Raw genomic sequence first — 17,049 nt, 5'->3', positions numbered from 1 at the left:
GCCACCCTTCGCGATCTTCCTGCCGTAACGGGATAGTCGTAGTTTGCGGCGCGGCGCGAATCGGTCGTGTCAGCTCGGGATGTTCGGGTATGCGGCAGTCGAGATTTAGCGCGCTCCTCCTGGCGCTCGCCTTCGTCCACCCAGCTGCCGCGCAGACGCGTGTGGCGCCGCCCACCGCCGTGGAGAGCACGCCGCTCGCGGCGCCGCCTGGAGCGGCAACGCCCGCGCAGAACGCGCAGCCTGCCCAGCAGGCCCCGACCCAGACTCAGGCCAATCCGCCGGTCCCGGCTGAGCCGCAGCCGGTGCAGCCGCCGCCGGCGCCGCAAGGGCAGGTCGTGCCGCAGCCTGTCCAGCCCGCGCCGGCGCCGCAGACGCCGATCGAGCCGCAACCTGTCCAGCCGCCGCCGACCTTGCCCGCTCCGCAGCCGGCCCCGCCCGTCCAGCAACAGCAGACCGGCGCGCCGAACCCGAACGCGACGCTTGCCGGCAAGCAGGGCGATCCGTCCGATGTCGACGAGATTCAGTTGTCGGCCAAGCCTGTGCTGCTGCTGGCCGGGCAGGCGAGCTGGGATCAGGGTTTCCAGAAGCTGTCGGAGACCATCGCACTCCTGCGGGCTGAGGCCGACAAGGCCGGCCTCAAGGTCGCCGGCCGGCCGCTGAGCCTGTTCGTCGAGACCGACGACAACGGCTTCAAATTCGAGGCGATGCTGCCGGTCGACCGGCCTGCGGACGCTGCCAAGCCGCTGGCGACCGGCGTGCGCAACGGCCAGTCGCCCGTCGGGCGCTCGCTGCGCTTCGTCCACACGGCGCCCTATGACGACATCGATTCGACCTATGAGACCATCACCGCCTATCTCGAGGCCAAGAACATCATCGTGAAGGACGCGTTCCTCGAGGAATATGTCAGCGATCTCAAGGATCCCGGCGACCCGAATCTCGAGATCAACGTCTACGTCCAACCGAAATGACGGCGATGAGCCGATGGGGCGGATCGACAGCGGCAGGGCCAGAGTTACGATCGGCAGCGGAGCGAGTGATGCTCCGCCATCCGGCCGCTGGAAGCGCATCGCGATCAGCGATGCCGTCGATCTCTCCCAGTTTGGCGTGAACATTCTCGAGCTTCAGCCCGGTGCGTGGTCTGCCGATCGCCACTGGCACAGCGACGAGGATGAATTCATCCATGTCTTGGAAGGGGAGGTCGTCCTTGTTGCGGAGGGCGGTGAGACCGTTCTGCGCGCGGGCGATAGCGCCGGTTTCAAAGCCGGCATTCCCGATGGCCATCATTTGCAGAACCGGTCGGCTACCCTGGCTCGGGTGCTTGAGGTCGGAAGCCGCAGGCCGGACAGCGATATCGTGACCTATCCCGATCTGCGCCGTCGGAAGGGGCCGCGAGGCATGGAAGGCTTAGGCTGATCGGCGCACCGACGGGTTCGTCTCAAGCCTGCCACACCAGCCCGGGCTGCATCGGCCGGAAGCGTTCCTCCGGCAAGCCCGCTTTTTCCAGCGCGACCTTGAGCGCCTCGGGCGGGCGGCCGACGCCTTCGTCGGTGAGCTGGAACGTGCCCCAATGGTGGCCGAGCGCCTGCTCGGCGCGCAGCGAGCGCATCACCGCCACCGCCTCTTCCGGATTCATGTGGTTGTCGCTCATGAACCAGCGCGGCTCATAGGCGCCGATCGGCAGCGCCGCGAGGCGGAACGGTCCGTACTCCCTGCCAAGCCGCTCATAGAGCGAGCCATCATGATAGCCGGTGTCGCCGATATGGAAGAGCTTCCCCGCCGGCGTCTCGATCACGAAGGAGCACCACAGCGCCATGCGCCGGTCGAAGGCGCCGCGGGCCGACCAGTGATAACTCGGCACCAATGTGAGCGCGACCTTGTCCGACAGCTCAAGCCGCGCGCCCCAGTCATGCGCCTCAGCCCGAATCGAGCCGTCGCGCGCCTTGACGATCGCGTCGTTGCCGAGCGGCATGATCATGCGCGGATTGTCGCGCGCATGGATCAGCGCCAGCGTCTCGACGTCGAGATGGTCGTAATGGTTGTGCGTGACCAGCACGATATCGATCTTCGGCAGATCGGTGAAGGCGACGCCTGGCGCGTTCACCCGCTTTGGCCCGAAGAAGGAGAACGGGCTGGCGCGCTCGGAATAGACCGGGTCGATCAGGATGTTGAGGCCGGCGATCTGGTACAGGAACGAGGCATGGCCGAGATGGACGACGCGTAAGGACTCGACGCGCGCCGGCGGCTTGTCCTGTGGCGGCGCTGCGTACTGGGCCGGAAAGACCTCGCGTTCGCGCTTCGAGAATTGCCAGCGCAGCACATCGGCCAGCCCCTTCGTGACCGGCCGCCCGTCGCTGAAGATCAGACCGTCGAAGTGGTCGCTGACGGGGCCCTGGTAATAGGGATTGCGCGAGCGCGCATAGGAGGCCCAGGCGAAGCCCGTGGACCCGAGCAAAGCGGGGATGCCGAGGAGGCGCAGGAGTTTGCGGCGTGTCATGACATCGACAAGTCGTGCTCAGGTCGCGCACCGTCAAGACCGTGCCACCCGTTTCAAGACAACTTGATCGCTGTCGCGTGCAGCCAGCGGGTCGGCTCCTGATCGTAGCCGCCGCCCATATCCTCTTCGATATCGATGCGGGTCCAGCCGAGATCGCCATAGGCCGCGCGCAGCCATTCGGTGTCCGGATAATTGTAGAACCGGCCGAAACGATCGCGCCCTTCCGCTTCGCCGGCCTTGTAGCTGGCGTAGAAGACGCCGCCCGGCCGCAGTGCCCGGTGAATCCTGGCGAGGATGCCGGGCAAGGCCGGGCGCGGGACATGCAGCAGGCAGGCATTGGCCCAGATGCCGTCATAGACCGCATCCGCCGTGAGGTCCTCGAAGAGCAGCACCGAGACCGGCCTGCCAAGCCGCTTTGCCGCCTGTGCGGCGAGTTCGGGCGAGCCGTCGGTCGGGCTGACGTCGAGGCCGAGCGCGAGCAGGGCCTCACTGTCCTGCCCGCCGCCACAGCCGAGTTCCAGCACCTTGCCGCGGGCGGGCACCAATTCGGCGAAGCGCTGCAACCGCGCCTGGCCGAGCTCGCGGGCGCGGCCGGCGTAGATTTGCGCCTCGGTGGCATAGAAATCGAGCGTTGCGCGGTCATCGCCGGACATTGTGATCTCCGTGGGCAGGAATCGTCGGTCGATGCTGCAGATCGCTGCCAGATTTGGTCAGCATCAAGGCTTGATCGCTCAAGGCAGCAAGGCATAGTCCCGCCTCGCTTCGCGAGGTAGCAATGGCAAGGCTTTTCCTGTTCTCCACGCTTCTCTTAGGGCTTGCCAGCACGGCGGCGCAGGCCTGCGGCTCGCAGGCCGAACCCTGCAAGGTTCCGCTCGGCGACTATCACGCTGCTGTGCCCGCAACTGCACTGCCACCCGGAGAGAAGCGCCCGGCTGTCCTGTTCTTTCACGGCGCCGGCGGAGGAGGCGATGCGGTCCTCGCCGCGGATTCCGTTCTGAAGCCCTTCGTCGAGGCAGGCTATGTCGTGCTTGGCCCGAACGGGCTCGTCATGCAGGGCAGCCGCTATGGCCGTGGCTGGTCCTTCCTGCCGGATGCGCCGCAGCAGCGCGACGAACTCGCTTTCGCCCAGCAGGTGCTCGACGATGCCGTCACCCGCTTCGACGTCGATCGCAAGCGCGTTCTCGTCGGTGGTTTCTCGATCGGCGCTTCGCTGACCTGGTATCTCGCCTGTCGGCAGTCGGATCTCGGCGCAGCCTATGCGCCGCTCGCCGGGAATTTCTGGCGGCCGCACCCGACCAAATGCGCCGGGCCGGTCGATATCCTGCAGACCCATGGCTGGCGCGACGAGGTCTTCCCGCTCGAAGGCCGCCAGCTCGGCCCCAACCATGCGCAAGGCGATGTGTTCGAGGGGCTGCAGCTCTGGCGCGCGACCGATGGCTGCAAGACCACGCGCCCCGATGCGATCGAGGTACGCGGGCCGGTCTGGCAGCGCTCATGGACGAATTGCGAGAGCGGCCGCCAAGTCTCGCTGATGCTGCATGCCGGCGGGCATGAGGACCCGCCGAAGGAATGGGCCGAACTGGCGCGCCACTGGTTCGAGGCGCGCTTGAAAGCCCGGCCGGCGGCGAACTGAGGGCGGCCTCAGTTACTGCCGGAGCGCACCGCGACGGTGGCGATCCCTGCGCCGATCAGCAGCGTGCCGCCGGCCTTGTTGAACAGGCCGATCGCGCGCGGATTGCTGACGACGGCCCGGGCACGCGAGGCGATCAGCGCGTAGCCGAAGGCGTTGGCGAAGGCGAGGGTGATGAAGGTCGCCTCGAAGATCAGCATCTGCGTCCAGAAATCCGCCTTGGCATCGAGGAACTGCGGCAGGAAGGCGACGAAGAAGGTGATGCTCTTCGGGTTGAGCGCCGTCACCAGCCAGGCATGGCCGAGCATCTTCAGCGCGGAGGTCGCGTCCTGGCGCGGCTCGGCGTTGAGGCTGCCGCCCGCCCGGAAGAGCTTGACGCCAAGATAGATCAGATAGGCAGCGCCGGCCCATTTCAGCACGGTGAAGATCGTCGCCGAGGTCGCCAGCAGCGCGCCGACGCCGAGCATGGACAGCGTCATCGCAGTGAAATCGCCGAGCGCGACACCGACCGCCATCGGGAAGGCGGTGCGCCAGCCCTGGCCGAGCGCATAGGAGATCACCAGCAGGATGGTTGGGCCGGGAATGACGAGGAGGATGGCGGTGGCGGCGGCGAAGGCCGCCCAGCTTTCGAAGGTCATGACGTAGAGGCTCCGCTAAAAACCAGAGCCATCACCAGACCGGGGTGTTTGTAAAGGGGGTATTGCGCGATCAGCCGGCCGCGCCGGCAATGATCCGGCAAAGCCCCGCACGGACCTGCGCATCGTCTGCCACCTGCCCGGATTGCAGTTCGTAGACGGCTTCGATCACCGTCGCACTCCCGGCCTTGCTGGCCGTGACCTGCATGCGCTGTGGCCGGCCGGTGCCGGCGCCATCCTTCAGGCCGGTGACAGTACCGGAGGCTTGATCGGTCCGGATGCCGGAGAACCCTTCCGCGCTGATGCTGCGTGGCAGGTTGCTCAAGGCTTTGGCCGGAGTGACCTTGACGATCCCGGAGCTGCGATAGCGGATGCCGGTCAGGAAGGGCTCGCCACCCGCCGTGAAGGTCTTCTCGCAGCTCTGGGCGATTGCGCCGGTCGCGCCGAATAGAATCAGGGCCAGCGCTACGCCGGCACGGGTCATGTCGGTTTTCATCGCTGCCAAACCCCTCTCGAATCGTCGGCGCCGCTGACGGCGCAACGCTGGGATGCGGCGATCGAAAAGACAACTCCAGTGACGAGCGCCGCAGCGATCTGACGGGTGGCCTGATCAGATGCCACAACGCGCTCGGCGCAGGTTCGGGCTCAAAGTGGCGCACCCCAGCGGAAGGTCGTCCCACCGAGCACCGGCACGAGCGGCCCCGCGGACATCTCCCGGCGCTTCTCCGGATCGCCCGCCAGCACCAGCGTCCACCAGGCGCCGTAGCGGGTCTGCGGGTTCTTTGCGAGGGCGAGGCCGATGCGCGTCGCTTGCGGCATGGAGAGGTTGGCCTCGTGGCCTGACGATTTCTTCCAGCCGTCGAAGGCTTCCTGCGTCGAGTAGTAGCCGGCACCGAGATTCTCCGCGGCGCGCACCGTGTCGAGGCCAGCGGCATTGACGCGGGAATTGAAGCTGCCGGCAGCGCTATGGGAAAGATCGTCGCTGGCCGCCATCGCGTCGGACTGGCGCTGGGCCATCGCGGTCAGGGTCGAGTCGAGCCGGACCGGGCCGAGGCCCTTGCCGGCGCGGTAGGCGTTGAGGATGCGCACCGCCTCGGCCGGATCGGCCTTCACGGCCGCGAGCCGCTCCTGCTTGCGTGGGCTTGGCGGCGCGGTGTCGCGCTGCGTGCCGGCGCAACCGGCCAGAAGCAGGGCGATCAGGAGTGCTGCGCCCGAATGTCTTGTCACCGTCATCGATCTAGGTCCCTGCCGACGGATGCCTGCGGCAGGGGCCTAGCGACAGATTGGGGCAGGAATGTCGCGCCGCCTTACCCCTGCGCGCCGGAGATGACGCGGCAGAGCGCGTCGCGAACATAGCCCTCGGGCGCGACCTGGCCCTGCTGGACGACGAAGACCGCATCGACCCGCGTGCCCCCGCCGCTCTTGCGCGCCGTGATGCGCAAGCTCTGCGGCCGGCCGGAGCCGGAGGTTTCCTGGATGGCCAGGACCGAGCTCGTGGCATTGTCGATGCGCATGTCGGCGAAGCCTTCGGCCGAAACCGAGGCGCCGAGGTCCTTCAGCACCCGCGCCGGCGCCCGTTTCGGCACGATGTCCCAGGTCTTGTAGGTCAATCCGGTCAGCATCGGCGTGCCGACCACGGAGAAATTGCCTTCGCAGGACTGGGCCTGCGCCTGGGTGAGGCCGAGCGCGAACAGCGCGGCGGCAAGGACCGGAAGCTTCATGTCATCTCCATGGAAAGGGTCGGCTCGGAAGAGCCGGCGGAAGGCCTGTTGCGCGCTTCAGCTTGACTTTCGCCGCATTTGTCCGCTTTAACGCGCCCATTCGTTTCGCCGACATCGCCGAAACCTCATCCGCCGACCGGGCCGTTCCAATGGAACCGCCGAGAGCCCGGAGGTCAACGCCCGACAGCGCGTCTGCGCCCTCGGGCGCGAAACCGTTTGGCGGATGGCTCGTGCGATATCGGTTTCTTGAGGCCAGGCAAAGCAGGACCGCATGTTCGGCACGCTGAGCGACAGACTTTCCGGCATCCTCTCGGGCCTGACCCGCAGGGGCTCGCTGACCGAGGACGACGTCAACGCCGCGCTGCGCGAGGTGCGCCGCGCGTTGCTCGAGGCCGACGTCGCGCTCGAGGTCGTGCGCAGCTTCACCGACAAGGTCAGAGAGCGCGCCGTCGGCGCCGAGGTGCTGAAGTCGGTCACGCCCGGCCAGCAGGTCATCAAGATCGTCAACGACGTCTTGATCGATACGCTCGGCGGCGAGGGCGAGGGCATCACCTTCGACGCCGTGCCGCCGGTGCCGATCCTGATGGTGGGTCTGCAGGGCTCCGGCAAGACGACGTCGACCGCGAAGATCGCCAAGCGCCTGACCGATCGGGACAAGAAAAAGGTCCTGATGGCGTCGCTCGATACGCGCCGCCCGGCCGCGATGGAGCAGCTCGCCATCCTCGGCAAGCAGGTCGGCGTCGAGACGCTGCCGATCGTCGCCGGCCAGAGCGCCGTGCAGATCGCCAGGCGCGCGATCGAGGCCGGCAAGCTCGGCGGCTATGACGTCGTCATGCTCGACACCGCCGGCCGCGTCACGCTCGACGAGGCGTTGATGGCCGAGGTCGCCGAGGTCAAGGCGGCGACCAATCCTCATGAAGTCCTGCTCGTCGCCGACGCGCTGACCGGCCAGGACGCGGTCAACACCGCCCGCGCCTTCGACGGCCGCGTCGGGCTGACCGGCATCGTGCTGACCCGCATGGACGGCGATGGCCGCGGCGGCGCGGCGCTTTCGATGCGTGCCGTCACCGGCAAGCCGATCAAGCTCGTCGGCACCGGCGAGAAGACCGATGCGCTCGAGGACTTCCATCCTTCGCGCGTCGCCAACCGCATCCTCGGCATGGGCGACATCGTCGGCCTGGTCGAGAAGGCAGCCGCGACCGTCGATGCCGACAAGGCGCAGGAACTGGCGCAGCGCCTCGCCAAGGGCAATTTCGATCTCGGCGACCTGCGTACCCAGCTCCAGCAGATGGAGAAGATGGGCGGGCTCGGCGGGCTGATGGGCATGCTGCCCGGCATGGCGCAGATGAAGAACCAGATCGCCAGCTCGAAGATGGATGACAAGGTCATCGCCCGGCAGATCGCGATCATCAATTCGATGACATCAGCCGAGCGCAAGAACCCCGATCTGCTCAAGAATAGCCGCAAGAAGCGCATCGCCGCCGGCTCCGGCACCTCGCCCGAGGCGATCAACAAGCTGCTCAAGATGCACCGCCAGATGGCGGACATGATGAAGCAGATGGCCCGCCAGAAGGGCGGCATGCTCGGCAAGCTCGGCAGCATGTTCGGGCTCGGCGGCGGCATGGGCGGCCTGCCGGCCGGCATGCCCGACCCCTCGAAGATGGATCCGGCCCAGCTCGCCGAGCTCCAGAAGCAGCTTGGCGCCGGCGGCGGCATGCCCTCGCTGCCGCCGGGCGGCTTCCCCGGCCTGCCCAAGGGCGTCACCCCGCCCGCCGGCATGATGCCGAAGTTGCCGGGCCTCGGCGGTCTGCCAGGCCTCGGCAACAACCCGTTCAAGAAGAAGTAGTTTTACCGCTCAACCCAAAGGAAGAAGAGCAATGTCCCTGAAGATTCGCCTGACCCGTGGCGGCGCCAAGAAGCGCCCTTACTACCGCATCGTCGTCGCCGACGCCCGCTCGCCGCGCGATGGCCGCTTCATCGAGAAGATCGGCGCCTATGACCCGATGAAGGCCAAGGATTCGCCGGAGCGCGTCGTGCTCGACCTCGAGAAGGCCAAGGCCTGGATCGCCAAGGGCGCCCAGCCGACCGATCGCGTCCTGCGCTTCCTCGACGCCGCCGGCGTTCTGAAGCGTCCGGCCCGCAACAACCCGGACAAGGCCGTTCCCGGCGACAAGGCCAAGGAACGTGCCGAGAAGAAGGCCGCCAAGAGCGCCGCCCCGGCCGAAGCTGCGGCTGAGTGAGCTGTGTGAGCTTCTCCCGTCATGGTCGGGCTTGTCCCGGCCATCCACGTCTTCCCCGATGCAATGCGGTGCTGAAGACATGGATGCTCGCCACAAGGGCGAGCATGACGAGCTGGAGAAGCGTCGCGCGGTCTGACGGTCCGTCCCGGAAGGGTCACTGATGAGCGACGAACTCGTTCTGCTCGGCATCATCGGCGCGCCGCATGGCGTGCGCGGTGAGGTCCGGATCAAGACCTTCACAGCTGATCCGATGGCACTGGCCGAATACGGCCCGCTCGTCGACGAGAAGGGCCGCCGCTTCGAGATCGCCGACGCCCGTCCCGCCAAGGAAGTGGTCGTCGCCCGGCTCAAGGGCGTGACCAGCCGCGAGGGGGCCGAGCTCCTCAACGGCGTGAAGCTCCATATCGAGCGCTCGCGCCTGCCGGCGCCCGAAGACGAGGACGAGTTCCTGCAGGCGGACCTCGTCGGCTGCAGCGTCATCGGGCCTGATGGAGCCATCCTCGGGACCGTCAGCGCCGTCGCCAACTACGGCGCAGGCGACCTTATCGACATCGAGACGCCGGATGGCCGGTCGGTGCTGATGCCCTTCACCAAGGCCTATGCGCCGCGCATCGACATCGCGGCCAAGCGCATCGAGGCCCTGCCTCCGGCCGGTTTGTTCGAGGATGACGATGCTGCCTGAGACGCCGGCCAAGGCCCTGATCTTCGACATGGACGGCACCATCGTCGACAATATGCGCTACCATGACGATGCCTGGGAGGCCTGGTACCGCAAATACGGCCTGCCTTTCGAGCGCGCGACCTTCTCGGCACGCACCGCCGGCATGGCGATCTCCGACATCATCGGCCCGCATTTCCCCGGCGCCGACGCGGCCGAGCTCGACCGACTCGCCGAGGAGAAGGAAGGGCTCTACCGCGAGACCTACGGCCCGCTTGTCGCGCCGCTGGGCGGCCTCGTCGACCTGCTCGACCGGGCCCGCAGCCATGCCGTGCCGATGGCGGTCGGCACCGCCGCGGCGCCCCCGAACATCGCGCTGATCCTCGACACGCTCTCCCTGCGCGAGCGCTTCGCCACCATCGTTTCGCCGAGCCAGGGTTTTCCCGGCAAGCCGCATCCCGACATGTTCCTGGCCGCCGCCGAGCGCATGGGCGTCGCGCCGGCCGACTGCATCGTCTTCGAGGATGCGCCGAACGGCGTCGAGGCGGCTCGCCGCGCCGGCATGCGCGCTGTCGCGGTGCTGACCATGCTGCCGGCCGAGGCCTTCACCATCTTCGACAATGTCATCGCCAGCGTGAGCGACTATGCCGCTCTGAACGGCAACCCGGCGCTTGCGTTCGCCTGACCGGGCGGTTGCCGGCAGCCATACGGCCTTCTAGCCTACCCACTCCATGAAACAGGCTCACTGTACCAGCTCCATCGCGTTCCCCCTCGTCTGAGGCAAGGAACGCAAGACCGGACGGGCATCGGCAAGGCCGATCGCCGCGTTTCCCTGTGTCTTTTGGCAAGCGGCTCCCCTGAGAGCGCTAGCCCTTGTGAGCTGAACACATGACCAATTTTTTCGAGGGCCCTTTCAAGGGCATTCCGCTCACCGAGCAGGTGCGCCATCCCAATATCGTCACCGGGCGCTACAGCTATTATTCCGGCTACTATCACGGCCACAGCTTCGACGACTGCGCCCGCTTCCTGCTGCCGCATGAGAACGCCGATCGGCTGATCATCGGCAGCTTCTGCTCGATCGGCTCCGGTGCCGCCTTCATCATGGCTGGTAACCAGGGCCATCGGAACGACTGGGTCAGCACCTTCCCGTTCCACTACGTTCCGGATGAGCCGCACTTTGGTGGCGCGCGCGACGGCTATCTGCCGGCCGGCGACACGGTTGTTGGCAACGATGTCTGGATCGGGTCGGAAGCCATCGTCATGCCCGGCGTCACGCTCGGCCATGGCGCGGTGATCGGGACGCGGGCGCTCGTCACGCGCGATGTCGAGCCCTATGCCATCGTCGGCGGCAACCCGGCGAAGTTGATCCGCAAGCGCTTCGACGAGGCGCGGATCGCCTTGCTACTGGAACTGGCCTGGTGGGACTGGAGCGAGGCGCAATTGCGCGAGGCAATGCCGCTCCTGACCAGCGGCGATATCGAAGCGCTCCACACCTACTGGAGCGACAGCGTCCGGCCGGCCCTGCAGGCCTGAGGCTTGTGTTGGCGGCCGCGTTCGACTGGTGACGCGGCCGCCATTTCATGCCAGCAGAGGCCATGACTTTCCGCGCCAGCGTCCTCACCCTCTACCCCGAAATGTTCCCCGGCCCGCTCGGCGCTTCGCTGGCGGGCGAGGGCCTGCGCACCGGGCTCTGGTCGCTGGAGACGCACCAGATTCGCGACCACGGTATCGGACGCCACCGCAATGTCGACGACACGCCGGCCGGCGGCGGCGCCGGCATGGTGTTGCGCTGCGACGTCCTGGCGGCGGCGATCGATGCCGCGGTTTCGGCCGATGATGCCCGGCCGCGCCTCCTGATGTCGCCGCGCGGCCGGCCGCTCAGCCAGCGCATGGTGCGGGACTACGTTGCAGGCGATGGCGTCGTCATCGTCTGCGGCCGCTTCGAGGGCGTCGACGAGCGCGTCATTGAGGGGCGGGGCCTGACCGAGGTCTCGGTCGGCGACTACATCCTCTCCGGAGGCGAGATGGCGGCCATGGTGCTGCTCGACGCCTGCGTGCGCCTGATCCCCGGCGTGATGGGCAAGGAAGCTTCCGGCACCGAGGAGAGCTTCGAGAACGGCCTGCTCGAATACCCGCACTACACCCGCCCGCGCGAATGGGAGGGCAGGGGCCTGCCCGAGGCGCTGCTCTCCGGCGACCATGCCCGCATCGCCCGCTGGCGACGCGAGCAGGCGGAGAGGATCACACGGGAGCGGAGGCCGGATCTGCTGGACCTTCCTTCTCCCCTCGGGGGAGAAGGTGGCAGCGCGAAGCGCTGACGGATGAGGGAAGTGTGACGCTGCGCTTAGAAGCAGCGCACCCGGTCGACCTTCCCTCATCCCCCTGCCGGGACCTTCTCCCCCGAGGGGAGAAGGATTCGCTTCACGGATAGCTCGTCACCGGCAGGCGTTCAGCCAGCCAGCCCTTGTCCTTTGGGTTGCCGAGCAGGCCGCCGCGGACGTCGATCAGCTCCTTCCAGCCGCGCGCCGCGAGCGTCTTCTGCAAGGTCGAGGTCCGGTTGCCGGTCCGGCAGATCAGCGCGATCGGCTTGCCGGGGTGGTCGAGCTTAAGCGCCGCCAGCCTGACCTCGAACGCGCTGCCGGTCATATCGAGCTTGATTGCGTCCACCGGCACGCCGGTATCGGCCCATTCCTCGGGCGTGCGGATGTCGACGAGAACGAGCTTGCCGGCCTTGGCCGCCTCATGCGCCTCGCGGACGGAGAGCGAAGGCAGGGTTGTCTGCGCCTCGGCGTCGGCCGGGAGCGAGCAGAGGGCGGCGAGCAGCAGTAGCGCACGGCGGTTCATGCCGGAGCGTTATCCAAAGGCACGGGCGACCGCAATTCACGAAGCCCGGAAACAGCCGGTGTCTGCTCAGGGACGCGATGAACGGAAGCCGGTCCTGTCCGCCTCGGTGATCGCGCGCAGCACTCTGCAGGGGACGCCGGCTGCGATCACCCCGGCCGGAATGTCGCGGGTCACGACACTGCCGGCCCCGATGATCGCATCGTCGCCGATGCTGACGCCCTGCGTGATCTGGACGCCGCCGCCGACCCAGACGCGGTTACCGATCGTGATCGGCTTGACATAGCAGCCGCCGGCCACCCGCTCGGCCGGATCGAAGGCGTGGTTCGCCGTATAGATGCCGACGCGCGGCCCGAGCAGGACATGGTCGCCGATCGTGATCTCGGCGCCGTCCAGCATGACGCAGTCGAAATTGGCGTAGAAGCTGCGGCCGATGCTGATGTTGAAGCCGAGTTCGCAGCGGAAATTCGGCTCGAAGTACGCGCCCGTGCCGACATCGCGCAGGAAAGCACGCAGCAGCGCCTCCCGCTCAGCCGGCGGCTGGCCGAAGCTACGGTTGTAGGCGTCGGTCAGGCCGACGGCCCGCGCCCGGGCTGCGATCAGCTCGGGCGCGAGGTCGTCATACATCTGCCCCGACAGCATCAGGGCGCGCTGGTCCTCGAGAGTCATTGCGGATCAGGGTGAAGCCGGCGGTCGAGCCGCCGGCTTCTGTCCAATCTCAGCGCAGCTCGGCGCAGAAGCGCTGGATGCGGCGGCAGGCCTCTTCCAGCTTCTCGTCCGAGGTGGCGTAGGAGATGCGGAAGTTCGGGCCGAGGCCGAAGGAGGAGCCGTGCACGGCGGCAACCGCCTCGTTCTCCAGGAGGCCCATGACCAGATCCTCATCGGTCTCGATCTTTTTGCCGTTCGGCAGCGTCTTGCCGATCAACTCCGAGCAGTCCGGATAGACGTAGAAGGCGCCCTCCGGCGTCGGGCACTTCAGGCCGCGGGTCTGGTTCAGCATCGAGACGACGAGGTCGCGCCGGCGCTCGAACGCCTTGCGGAAGACCGGAATGTGCTCCTGCGTGCCGTCGAGCGCCTCGACCGCGGCCCATTGCGAGATCGCCGAAGTGCCCGAGGTCTGCTGACCCTGGACCAGGTCCATGGCGTTGATCAGGTGCTGCGGGCCAGCCGCGTAGCCGATGCGCCAACCGGTCATGGCGTAGGACTTCGAGACGCCGTTCATGGTCAGGGTGCGCTCGTAGAGCGCCGGCTCTACCTGCGCCGGGGTGACGAACTTGAAGTCGCCATAGACCAGGTGCTCGTACATGTCGTCGGTCAGCACCCAGACATGCGGATGACGCATCAGCACGTCGGTGAGCGCCTTCATCTCGGCATGGGTATAGGCGGCGCCCGACGGGTTCGAGGGCGAGTTCAGGATCAGCCACTTGGTCTTCGGCGTGATCGCGGCTTCGAGATCGGCCGGCTGGAGCTTGAAGTTGTTCTGGATGGTGGCCTCGCAGAAGGTCGGCGTGCCCCCGCAGAGCGCGACCATCTCGGGATAGCTGACCCAGTACGGCGCGACGCAGATCACCTCGTCGCCCGGGTTCAGCGTGGCGAGGAGCGCATTGTAGATGACGTGCTTGCCGCCGGTCCCGACGATGGTCTGCGAGGCCTTGTAGTCGAGGCCGTTCTCGCGCTTCAGTTTGCGGGTGATCGCCTCGCGCAGCTGCGGAATGCCGGGGACCGGCGTGTACTTGGTCTCGCCGCGGCGGATGGCGGCGATCGCCGCCTCCTTGATATTGTCCGGCGTGTCGAAATCGGGCTCGCCGACCGAGAGCGAGATCACGTCCTTGCCCTGCGCTTTCAGATCGCGCGCCTTCTGCGTGATGGTGATGGTCGCAGACGGCTTCACGCGCTTAAGGGCGTCGGCAAGGAAAGCCATGGTCCAGGTCTCCGGGAGGACAAAGGCGCCGGTCACGGGCGCGGGCGTGGTTTAGGACCCCAGCGCATGCACTGCAAGCGACAGTGCTTGATATCGGCCAGAAACGACAGGAATGGCAGCTGGGCATGGCCGCGGACTTACGGAAAGGATGGCATCTCCCCTGCTGACGCCCGGAGCCATATCGTCGTGGCCTGAAACGTGCTTGGTGGAGGAAGCTGGGGAGCCGACGGACAACAGCGCGCTGACGCGCAGAAGGCTCATGCATGAAACTCCGGATCGGCTACGAGCTCGACTACGTCTTTCCACAGCCGACCCCGATGATCCTGATGCTGCATGTGCATTTCAGCCGTGTCTCCGACCTCGCGGCGCCGGACCATATGCGCATCCAGCCGCCGACACCGGTCACCGCCTATCGCGACGCCTTCGGCAATTGGTGCAGCCGCCTGGTGGCGCCGCAGGGCGCGATGCGCATCTCCGCCGATGCAGTGATCAGCGATAGCGGCCTGCCAGAGGCGTTCGACCGTACGGCCGGGCAGGTGCCGGTGGAGCGCCTGCCGGAGGAATGCCTGGTCTTCCTGCTCGCCAGCCGCTTCTGTGACAGTGATCGGCTGCTCGATCTCGCCTGGGAGCTCTTCGGCCATACGCCGCCGGGCGCGGCGCGGGTGCAGGCGATCTGCGACTTCGTCAACCAGCGCATAGCCTTCGACTATATGGACGCTAGCGTGACCCGCAGCGCCTCCGAGGCCTATCGCGAAGGCCGCGGCGTCTGCCGCGACTATGCCCATCTCGCCATCGCCTTCTGCCGGGCGATGAACATTCCGGCGCGCTATTGCACTTGTTATCTCGGCGATGTCGGCACGCCGCCGCCCTGGCCGCCGGGCGATTTCGCCGCCTCCTTCGAGGCGTTTCTCGATGGCGGCTGGCAGATGTTCGATCCGCGCAACAATGTCCCGCGCATCGGCCGGGTGCTGATCGCACGTGGGCGCGATGCCGCCGATGTTGCGATCGCCACCACCTTCGGACCGAACACGCTGACCGGCTTCAGGGTCTGGACAGACGAGGTCAGTGAGGCGGCTTAAGGCTGGTTGGCGGGGACCTCTACTTCTCGAAGAGCGGGGCGGTCTTGGTCGCCTTCGCCCGCAGCGGTGCCTTGCGGACCAGGCCCTTGCGGGTTGCCGGAGCGACGCTCGTGTCCTCCGGCAGCGGTTCTGCCGGAACGGCCGCGACAGCCTGCACGAGAGCCGGCTGCACTGCCGGCTTCTCGGGCTGGGTTGGGTCGATCGTACGGAACCGGATCATTTCTTCTTCGGTGCCGCCGCCTTGGCGACGACCGCGGAGAAGCCTGCCGGAGGGGTCGCGCTCGCCTTCGGCTTGTCCTTCTTCGGCTTCTTGGCCTCGCGATTGCTGCGCTGCTCGCCTTTTGCCATGTCTCGTCTCCTTCGGTGGGATAACGGGCGCCGCTGCTTCGGAGCGGAGCGCCTTGAACTTGTGCTGGTCGGGACGGCTGCGAACCTAGGCCGTGGCGGCCGGTGTCCGGCTGCCACGGCCGGCTCGCGGAAACCGGGCCGTCAAGTCGAAGCAGGTGCGGAGCGTAGGGCAGAGTCGGGTGGAGAGCACGCGCTTTCTTGGCGGGAAAGCGCTTCATCAACACAGTGCCGGAGCGCCCACCGGCGCCTCACCATGGAGACGGTGCTTGCGCCCCAGCGCGAGCGGCCGAAGCAGGGGAAGCCGCGGCGGTTGAGGCGGCGGGCGATGTCGGCGGGATCGCTAATGCCGGCTTCGACGAGTTGGTCGATCAGCGCGCCGGCTGCCTCAAGGAAGATGGCGAGCAGCGCCCTGTCGAGGTCGCGGCTCGCCTTGTCGGCGGCGGGCATTCCGTCAATGGATGCCCAGGCCATAGCTTGGCTCGACCTCGTTCGGCGAGATCAGCACGGCATTGGGGTGGCCGCCCTCGGAGAGGGCGAAGCGAACCGCCTCCTTCTGGTTGCGGAAGATGCCTTCGCTGCGGCCTTCCAGGTCGCGCGCGACCCAGAAGCCGTGGCTCGATTGGCCGACCAGGAAGAGGTGGCTCTCGCCGTTGAGCGGCTGTAGCGGCTTGGATTGTCCCATGTCGGCGCTCTCAGTTCGGCAAGGCGAACCAGGCGCGCAGGCCGATGAAGGCTGCGGCTGCCAATGCGAACACGGCGAGCGCGACCATCTCGGCACAGAGGATTCCAACGACCGGGCGGCGGCTGGCGACGCTGTCATAGACGGCGCGGGCGCGGCGCTGCTGGGTGGTGCGAAACAAGGCGTTGTTCATCGACATATCGACCTCCATCGATGCCGATGATGTAGGTCTGGCCCCGATAAAGCCGCCATGCGGAAGGTGTTCCGGCACATAAGGCCGGCATAAAGGCTTGCGCAGTGCCCTCCCGGCTGCGATGCGGGCGCCATGGATGCTCCCGCCACGATCGCGATCTATATCGACGCCGACGCTTGCCCGGTGAAGCCGGAGATCTATCGCGTCGCCGAACGGCACAAGCTCAGGGTCTTCGTCGTCGCCAACAGCTTCATGCAGGTGCCGCGCGAGCCCTGGATCGAGCGCGTCGTCGTGCCCGGAAACTTCGATGCAGCCGATGACTGGATCGCCGAACGCGCCGGCCGCGGCGCGATCGTCATCACCTCCGACATCCCCCTCGCCGATCGCTGCATCAAGGCCGGCGCCGACGTGATCGGCCCGACCGGAAAGCCGTTCACCGAAGCCTCGATCGGGATGGCGCTGGCGACGCGCGACATGATGGAGGATCTGCGCGCCATGGGCAGTGTCAGCGGCGGCCCGAAGCCGTTTTCGCCTAAGGACCGCTCGGCTTTCCTGCAAGCGCTCGACGTTGCGGTGCAGCGCCTGAAGCGGGCAGGATTCTCCGCCTAGC

The 17,049-nt window shown here is 67.2% G+C and carries 25 protein-coding genes; 11 read left to right on the top strand and 14 right to left on the bottom strand.

The genetic code is table 11. The annotated features are described in order from the left end of the window. The first annotated feature begins 89 nt into the window (after nucleotides 1-89). On the top strand, nucleotides 90-968 hold the full coding sequence (locus BLM15_RS13990) for a GyrI-like domain-containing protein (protein WP_126113333.1): 879 nt from the start codon (nucleotides 90-92) through the stop codon (nucleotides 966-968). A 13-nt stretch (nucleotides 969-981) separates the two neighbouring features. Continuing rightward, nucleotides 982-1,413: a cupin domain-containing protein gene (locus BLM15_RS13985; RefSeq protein ID WP_126113332.1), complete on the top strand. Its 432-nt coding sequence runs from the start codon at nucleotides 982-984 to the stop codon at nucleotides 1,411-1,413. Nucleotides 1,414-1,435: 22 nt separating this feature from the next. On the opposite strand, the gene BLM15_RS13980 is transcribed toward BLM15_RS13985, so the two are convergent. Continuing rightward, nucleotides 1,436-2,494: an MBL fold metallo-hydrolase gene (locus tag BLM15_RS13980; RefSeq protein WP_126113331.1), complete on the bottom strand. Its 1,059-nt coding sequence runs from the start codon at nucleotides 2,492-2,494 to the stop codon at nucleotides 1,436-1,438. Nucleotides 2,495-2,547: 53 nt separating this feature from the next. Next, nucleotides 2,548-3,147 carry a class I SAM-dependent methyltransferase gene (locus BLM15_RS13975; RefSeq protein ID WP_126113330.1) on the bottom strand — a complete coding sequence of 200 codons (600 nt, stop codon included), beginning with the start codon at nucleotides 3,145-3,147 and terminating at the stop codon, nucleotides 2,548-2,550. 122 nt (nucleotides 3,148-3,269) lie between these two features. Between BLM15_RS13975 and BLM15_RS13970 the strand changes: the two genes are divergently transcribed. Further along, complete coding sequence (locus BLM15_RS13970) at nucleotides 3,270-4,127, top strand: CE1 family esterase (protein WP_126113329.1); 858 nt, start codon at nucleotides 3,270-3,272, stop codon at nucleotides 4,125-4,127. Nucleotides 4,128-4,135: 8 nt separating this feature from the next. Here BLM15_RS13970 and BLM15_RS13965 read toward each other — a convergent pair whose 3' ends face one another. From BLM15_RS13965 to BLM15_RS13950, 4 genes are all read right to left on the bottom strand, one after another. Beyond that, nucleotides 4,136-4,762 (bottom strand): LysE family translocator, encoded by a 627-nt coding sequence (locus BLM15_RS13965; RefSeq protein WP_126113328.1) that lies wholly within the window; start codon nucleotides 4,760-4,762, stop codon nucleotides 4,136-4,138. Between the two features lie 70 nt (nucleotides 4,763-4,832). After that, the gene (locus tag BLM15_RS13960; RefSeq protein ID WP_126113327.1) at nucleotides 4,833-5,243 is read right to left on the bottom strand and encodes a hypothetical protein; all 411 of its coding nucleotides are present in this window, start codon (nucleotides 5,241-5,243) and stop codon (nucleotides 4,833-4,835) included. Between the two features lie 161 nt (nucleotides 5,244-5,404). Next, the gene (locus tag BLM15_RS13955; RefSeq protein WP_126113326.1) at nucleotides 5,405-5,992 is read right to left on the bottom strand and encodes a CAP domain-containing protein; all 588 of its coding nucleotides are present in this window, start codon (nucleotides 5,990-5,992) and stop codon (nucleotides 5,405-5,407) included. A 74-nt stretch (nucleotides 5,993-6,066) separates the two neighbouring features. After that, nucleotides 6,067-6,480, bottom strand: a complete 414-nt coding sequence (locus BLM15_RS13950; RefSeq protein WP_126113325.1) for a hypothetical protein — start codon at nucleotides 6,478-6,480, stop codon at nucleotides 6,067-6,069. Nucleotides 6,481-6,751: 271 nt separating this feature from the next. Here BLM15_RS13950 and ffh point away from each other — a divergent pair, with 271 nt between their 5' ends. From ffh to trmD, 6 genes are all read left to right on the top strand, one after another. Continuing rightward, nucleotides 6,752-8,326, top strand: a complete 1,575-nt coding sequence (ffh, locus tag BLM15_RS13945) for a signal recognition particle protein (protein ID WP_126113324.1) — start codon at nucleotides 6,752-6,754, stop codon at nucleotides 8,324-8,326. Between the two features lie 31 nt (nucleotides 8,327-8,357). Continuing rightward, nucleotides 8,358-8,720 (top strand): 30S ribosomal protein S16, encoded by a 363-nt coding sequence (gene rpsP, locus BLM15_RS13940; protein WP_126113323.1) that lies wholly within the window; start codon nucleotides 8,358-8,360, stop codon nucleotides 8,718-8,720. A 160-nt stretch (nucleotides 8,721-8,880) separates the two neighbouring features. Then, entirely contained in the window at nucleotides 8,881-9,402 is a 522-nt protein-coding gene (gene rimM / locus BLM15_RS13935; RefSeq protein ID WP_126113322.1) for a ribosome maturation factor RimM, read from the top strand. After that, nucleotides 9,392-10,063 (top strand): HAD family hydrolase, encoded by a 672-nt coding sequence (locus BLM15_RS13930; RefSeq protein ID WP_126113321.1) that lies wholly within the window; start codon nucleotides 9,392-9,394, stop codon nucleotides 10,061-10,063. The genes rimM and BLM15_RS13930 overlap by 11 nt, the downstream gene beginning before the upstream one ends. 203 nt (nucleotides 10,064-10,266) lie before the next feature. Continuing rightward, the gene (gene catB, locus BLM15_RS13925) at nucleotides 10,267-10,911 is read left to right on the top strand and encodes a type B chloramphenicol O-acetyltransferase (RefSeq protein WP_126113320.1); all 645 of its coding nucleotides are present in this window, start codon (nucleotides 10,267-10,269) and stop codon (nucleotides 10,909-10,911) included. Nucleotides 10,912-10,973: 62 nt separating this feature from the next. Further along, entirely contained in the window at nucleotides 10,974-11,696 is a 723-nt protein-coding gene (trmD, locus tag BLM15_RS13920) for a tRNA (guanosine(37)-N1)-methyltransferase TrmD (RefSeq protein ID WP_126113319.1), read from the top strand. Between the two features lie 103 nt (nucleotides 11,697-11,799). On the opposite strand, the gene BLM15_RS13915 is transcribed toward trmD, so the two are convergent. From BLM15_RS13915 to BLM15_RS13905, 3 genes are all read right to left on the bottom strand, one after another. Beyond that, on the bottom strand, nucleotides 11,800-12,222 hold the full coding sequence (locus BLM15_RS13915; protein ID WP_126113318.1) for a rhodanese-like domain-containing protein: 423 nt from the start codon (nucleotides 12,220-12,222) through the stop codon (nucleotides 11,800-11,802). A 66-nt stretch (nucleotides 12,223-12,288) separates the two neighbouring features. Further along, complete coding sequence (locus tag BLM15_RS13910; protein WP_126113317.1) at nucleotides 12,289-12,888, bottom strand: sugar O-acetyltransferase; 600 nt, start codon at nucleotides 12,886-12,888, stop codon at nucleotides 12,289-12,291. 49 nt (nucleotides 12,889-12,937) lie between these two features. Beyond that, entirely contained in the window at nucleotides 12,938-14,140 is a 1,203-nt protein-coding gene (locus tag BLM15_RS13905) for a pyridoxal phosphate-dependent aminotransferase (protein WP_126113316.1), read from the bottom strand. A gap of 263 nt (nucleotides 14,141-14,403) precedes the next feature. Between BLM15_RS13905 and BLM15_RS13900 the strand changes: the two genes are divergently transcribed. Continuing rightward, the gene (locus BLM15_RS13900; RefSeq protein WP_126113315.1) at nucleotides 14,404-15,219 is read left to right on the top strand and encodes a transglutaminase-like domain-containing protein; all 816 of its coding nucleotides are present in this window, start codon (nucleotides 14,404-14,406) and stop codon (nucleotides 15,217-15,219) included. Between the two features lie 19 nt (nucleotides 15,220-15,238). On the opposite strand, the gene BLM15_RS13895 is transcribed toward BLM15_RS13900, so the two are convergent. The 5 genes from BLM15_RS13895 to BLM15_RS13880 form a co-directional block, all read right to left on the bottom strand. Continuing rightward, nucleotides 15,239-15,439, bottom strand: coding sequence for a hypothetical protein (locus BLM15_RS13895; RefSeq protein WP_126113314.1), 201 nt, complete (start codon nucleotides 15,437-15,439; stop codon nucleotides 15,239-15,241). Next, a complete protein-coding gene (locus BLM15_RS32150) occupies nucleotides 15,436-15,567 on the bottom strand; it encodes a hypothetical protein (protein ID WP_257791810.1) in 132 nt (43 codons plus the stop codon). Before BLM15_RS32150 ends, BLM15_RS13895 begins: the two co-directional genes overlap by 4 nt. A gap of 141 nt (nucleotides 15,568-15,708) precedes the next feature. Next, nucleotides 15,709-16,038, bottom strand: a complete 330-nt coding sequence (locus BLM15_RS13890; RefSeq protein WP_126113313.1) for a hypothetical protein — start codon at nucleotides 16,036-16,038, stop codon at nucleotides 15,709-15,711. Next, the gene (locus BLM15_RS13885; RefSeq protein ID WP_126113312.1) at nucleotides 16,019-16,249 is read right to left on the bottom strand and encodes a hypothetical protein; all 231 of its coding nucleotides are present in this window, start codon (nucleotides 16,247-16,249) and stop codon (nucleotides 16,019-16,021) included. Before BLM15_RS13885 ends, BLM15_RS13890 begins: the two co-directional genes overlap by 20 nt. A 10-nt stretch (nucleotides 16,250-16,259) precedes the next feature. Continuing rightward, the gene (locus BLM15_RS13880) at nucleotides 16,260-16,445 is read right to left on the bottom strand and encodes a hypothetical protein (protein WP_126113311.1); all 186 of its coding nucleotides are present in this window, start codon (nucleotides 16,443-16,445) and stop codon (nucleotides 16,260-16,262) included. A gap of 126 nt (nucleotides 16,446-16,571) precedes the next feature. Between BLM15_RS13880 and BLM15_RS13875 the strand changes: the two genes are divergently transcribed. Continuing rightward, the gene (locus BLM15_RS13875; protein WP_126113310.1) at nucleotides 16,572-17,048 is read left to right on the top strand and encodes a YaiI/YqxD family protein; all 477 of its coding nucleotides are present in this window, start codon (nucleotides 16,572-16,574) and stop codon (nucleotides 17,046-17,048) included. The last annotated feature ends 1 nt before the right edge of the window (nucleotide 17,049 follow it).

It is taken from the genome of Bosea sp. Tri-49, assembly GCF_003952665.1.
Classification (GTDB): domain Bacteria; phylum Pseudomonadota; class Alphaproteobacteria; order Rhizobiales; family Beijerinckiaceae; genus Allobosea.
The sequence above is the reverse complement of the archived record's forward strand: the minus strand, read 5'-3'. Positions and strand labels throughout refer to the sequence as shown.

Coding starts and splice junctions, on each gene's coding strand:
- BLM15_RS13915 (WP_126113318.1), bottom strand. CDS start 12,222: ATGAACCGCCGTGCGCTACTGCTGCTCGCCGCCCTCTGCTCGCTCCCG.
- BLM15_RS32150 (WP_257791810.1), bottom strand. CDS start 15,567: ATGGCAAAAGGCGAGCAGCGCAGCAATCGCGAGGCCAAGAAGCCGAAG.
- BLM15_RS13985 (WP_126113332.1), top strand. CDS start 982: ATGGGGCGGATCGACAGCGGCAGGGCCAGAGTTACGATCGGCAGCGGA.
- rimM (WP_126113322.1), top strand. CDS start 8,881: ATGAGCGACGAACTCGTTCTGCTCGGCATCATCGGCGCGCCGCATGGC.
- BLM15_RS13950 (WP_126113325.1), bottom strand. CDS start 6,480: ATGAAGCTTCCGGTCCTTGCCGCCGCGCTGTTCGCGCTCGGCCTCACC.
- BLM15_RS13895 (WP_126113314.1), bottom strand. CDS start 15,439: ATGATCCGGTTCCGTACGATCGACCCAACCCAGCCCGAGAAGCCGGCA.
- BLM15_RS13970 (WP_126113329.1), top strand. CDS start 3,270: ATGGCAAGGCTTTTCCTGTTCTCCACGCTTCTCTTAGGGCTTGCCAGC.
- BLM15_RS13910 (WP_126113317.1), bottom strand. CDS start 12,888: ATGACTCTCGAGGACCAGCGCGCCCTGATGCTGTCGGGGCAGATGTAT.
- BLM15_RS13905 (WP_126113316.1), bottom strand. CDS start 14,140: ATGGCTTTCCTTGCCGACGCCCTTAAGCGCGTGAAGCCGTCTGCGACC.
- BLM15_RS13955 (WP_126113326.1), bottom strand. CDS start 5,992: ATGACGGTGACAAGACATTCGGGCGCAGCACTCCTGATCGCCCTGCTT.
- BLM15_RS13930 (WP_126113321.1), top strand. CDS start 9,392: ATGCTGCCTGAGACGCCGGCCAAGGCCCTGATCTTCGACATGGACGGC.
- BLM15_RS13980 (WP_126113331.1), bottom strand. CDS start 2,494: ATGACACGCCGCAAACTCCTGCGCCTCCTCGGCATCCCCGCTTTGCTC.
- BLM15_RS13890 (WP_126113313.1), bottom strand. CDS start 16,038: ATGGCCTGGGCATCCATTGACGGAATGCCCGCCGCCGACAAGGCGAGC.
- BLM15_RS13880 (WP_126113311.1), bottom strand. CDS start 16,445: ATGTCGATGAACAACGCCTTGTTTCGCACCACCCAGCAGCGCCGCGCC.
- rpsP (WP_126113323.1), top strand. CDS start 8,358: ATGTCCCTGAAGATTCGCCTGACCCGTGGCGGCGCCAAGAAGCGCCCT.
- BLM15_RS13975 (WP_126113330.1), bottom strand. CDS start 3,147: ATGTCCGGCGATGACCGCGCAACGCTCGATTTCTATGCCACCGAGGCG.
- trmD (WP_126113319.1), top strand. CDS start 10,974: ATGACTTTCCGCGCCAGCGTCCTCACCCTCTACCCCGAAATGTTCCCC.
- BLM15_RS13965 (WP_126113328.1), bottom strand. CDS start 4,762: ATGACCTTCGAAAGCTGGGCGGCCTTCGCCGCCGCCACCGCCATCCTC.
- catB (WP_126113320.1), top strand. CDS start 10,267: ATGACCAATTTTTTCGAGGGCCCTTTCAAGGGCATTCCGCTCACCGAG.
- ffh (WP_126113324.1), top strand. CDS start 6,752: ATGTTCGGCACGCTGAGCGACAGACTTTCCGGCATCCTCTCGGGCCTG.
- BLM15_RS13960 (WP_126113327.1), bottom strand. CDS start 5,243: ATGACCCGTGCCGGCGTAGCGCTGGCCCTGATTCTATTCGGCGCGACC.
- BLM15_RS13875 (WP_126113310.1), top strand. CDS start 16,572: ATGGATGCTCCCGCCACGATCGCGATCTATATCGACGCCGACGCTTGC.
- BLM15_RS13990 (WP_126113333.1), top strand. CDS start 90: ATGCGGCAGTCGAGATTTAGCGCGCTCCTCCTGGCGCTCGCCTTCGTC.
- BLM15_RS13885 (WP_126113312.1), bottom strand. CDS start 16,249: ATGGGACAATCCAAGCCGCTACAGCCGCTCAACGGCGAGAGCCACCTC.
- BLM15_RS13900 (WP_126113315.1), top strand. CDS start 14,404: ATGAAACTCCGGATCGGCTACGAGCTCGACTACGTCTTTCCACAGCCG.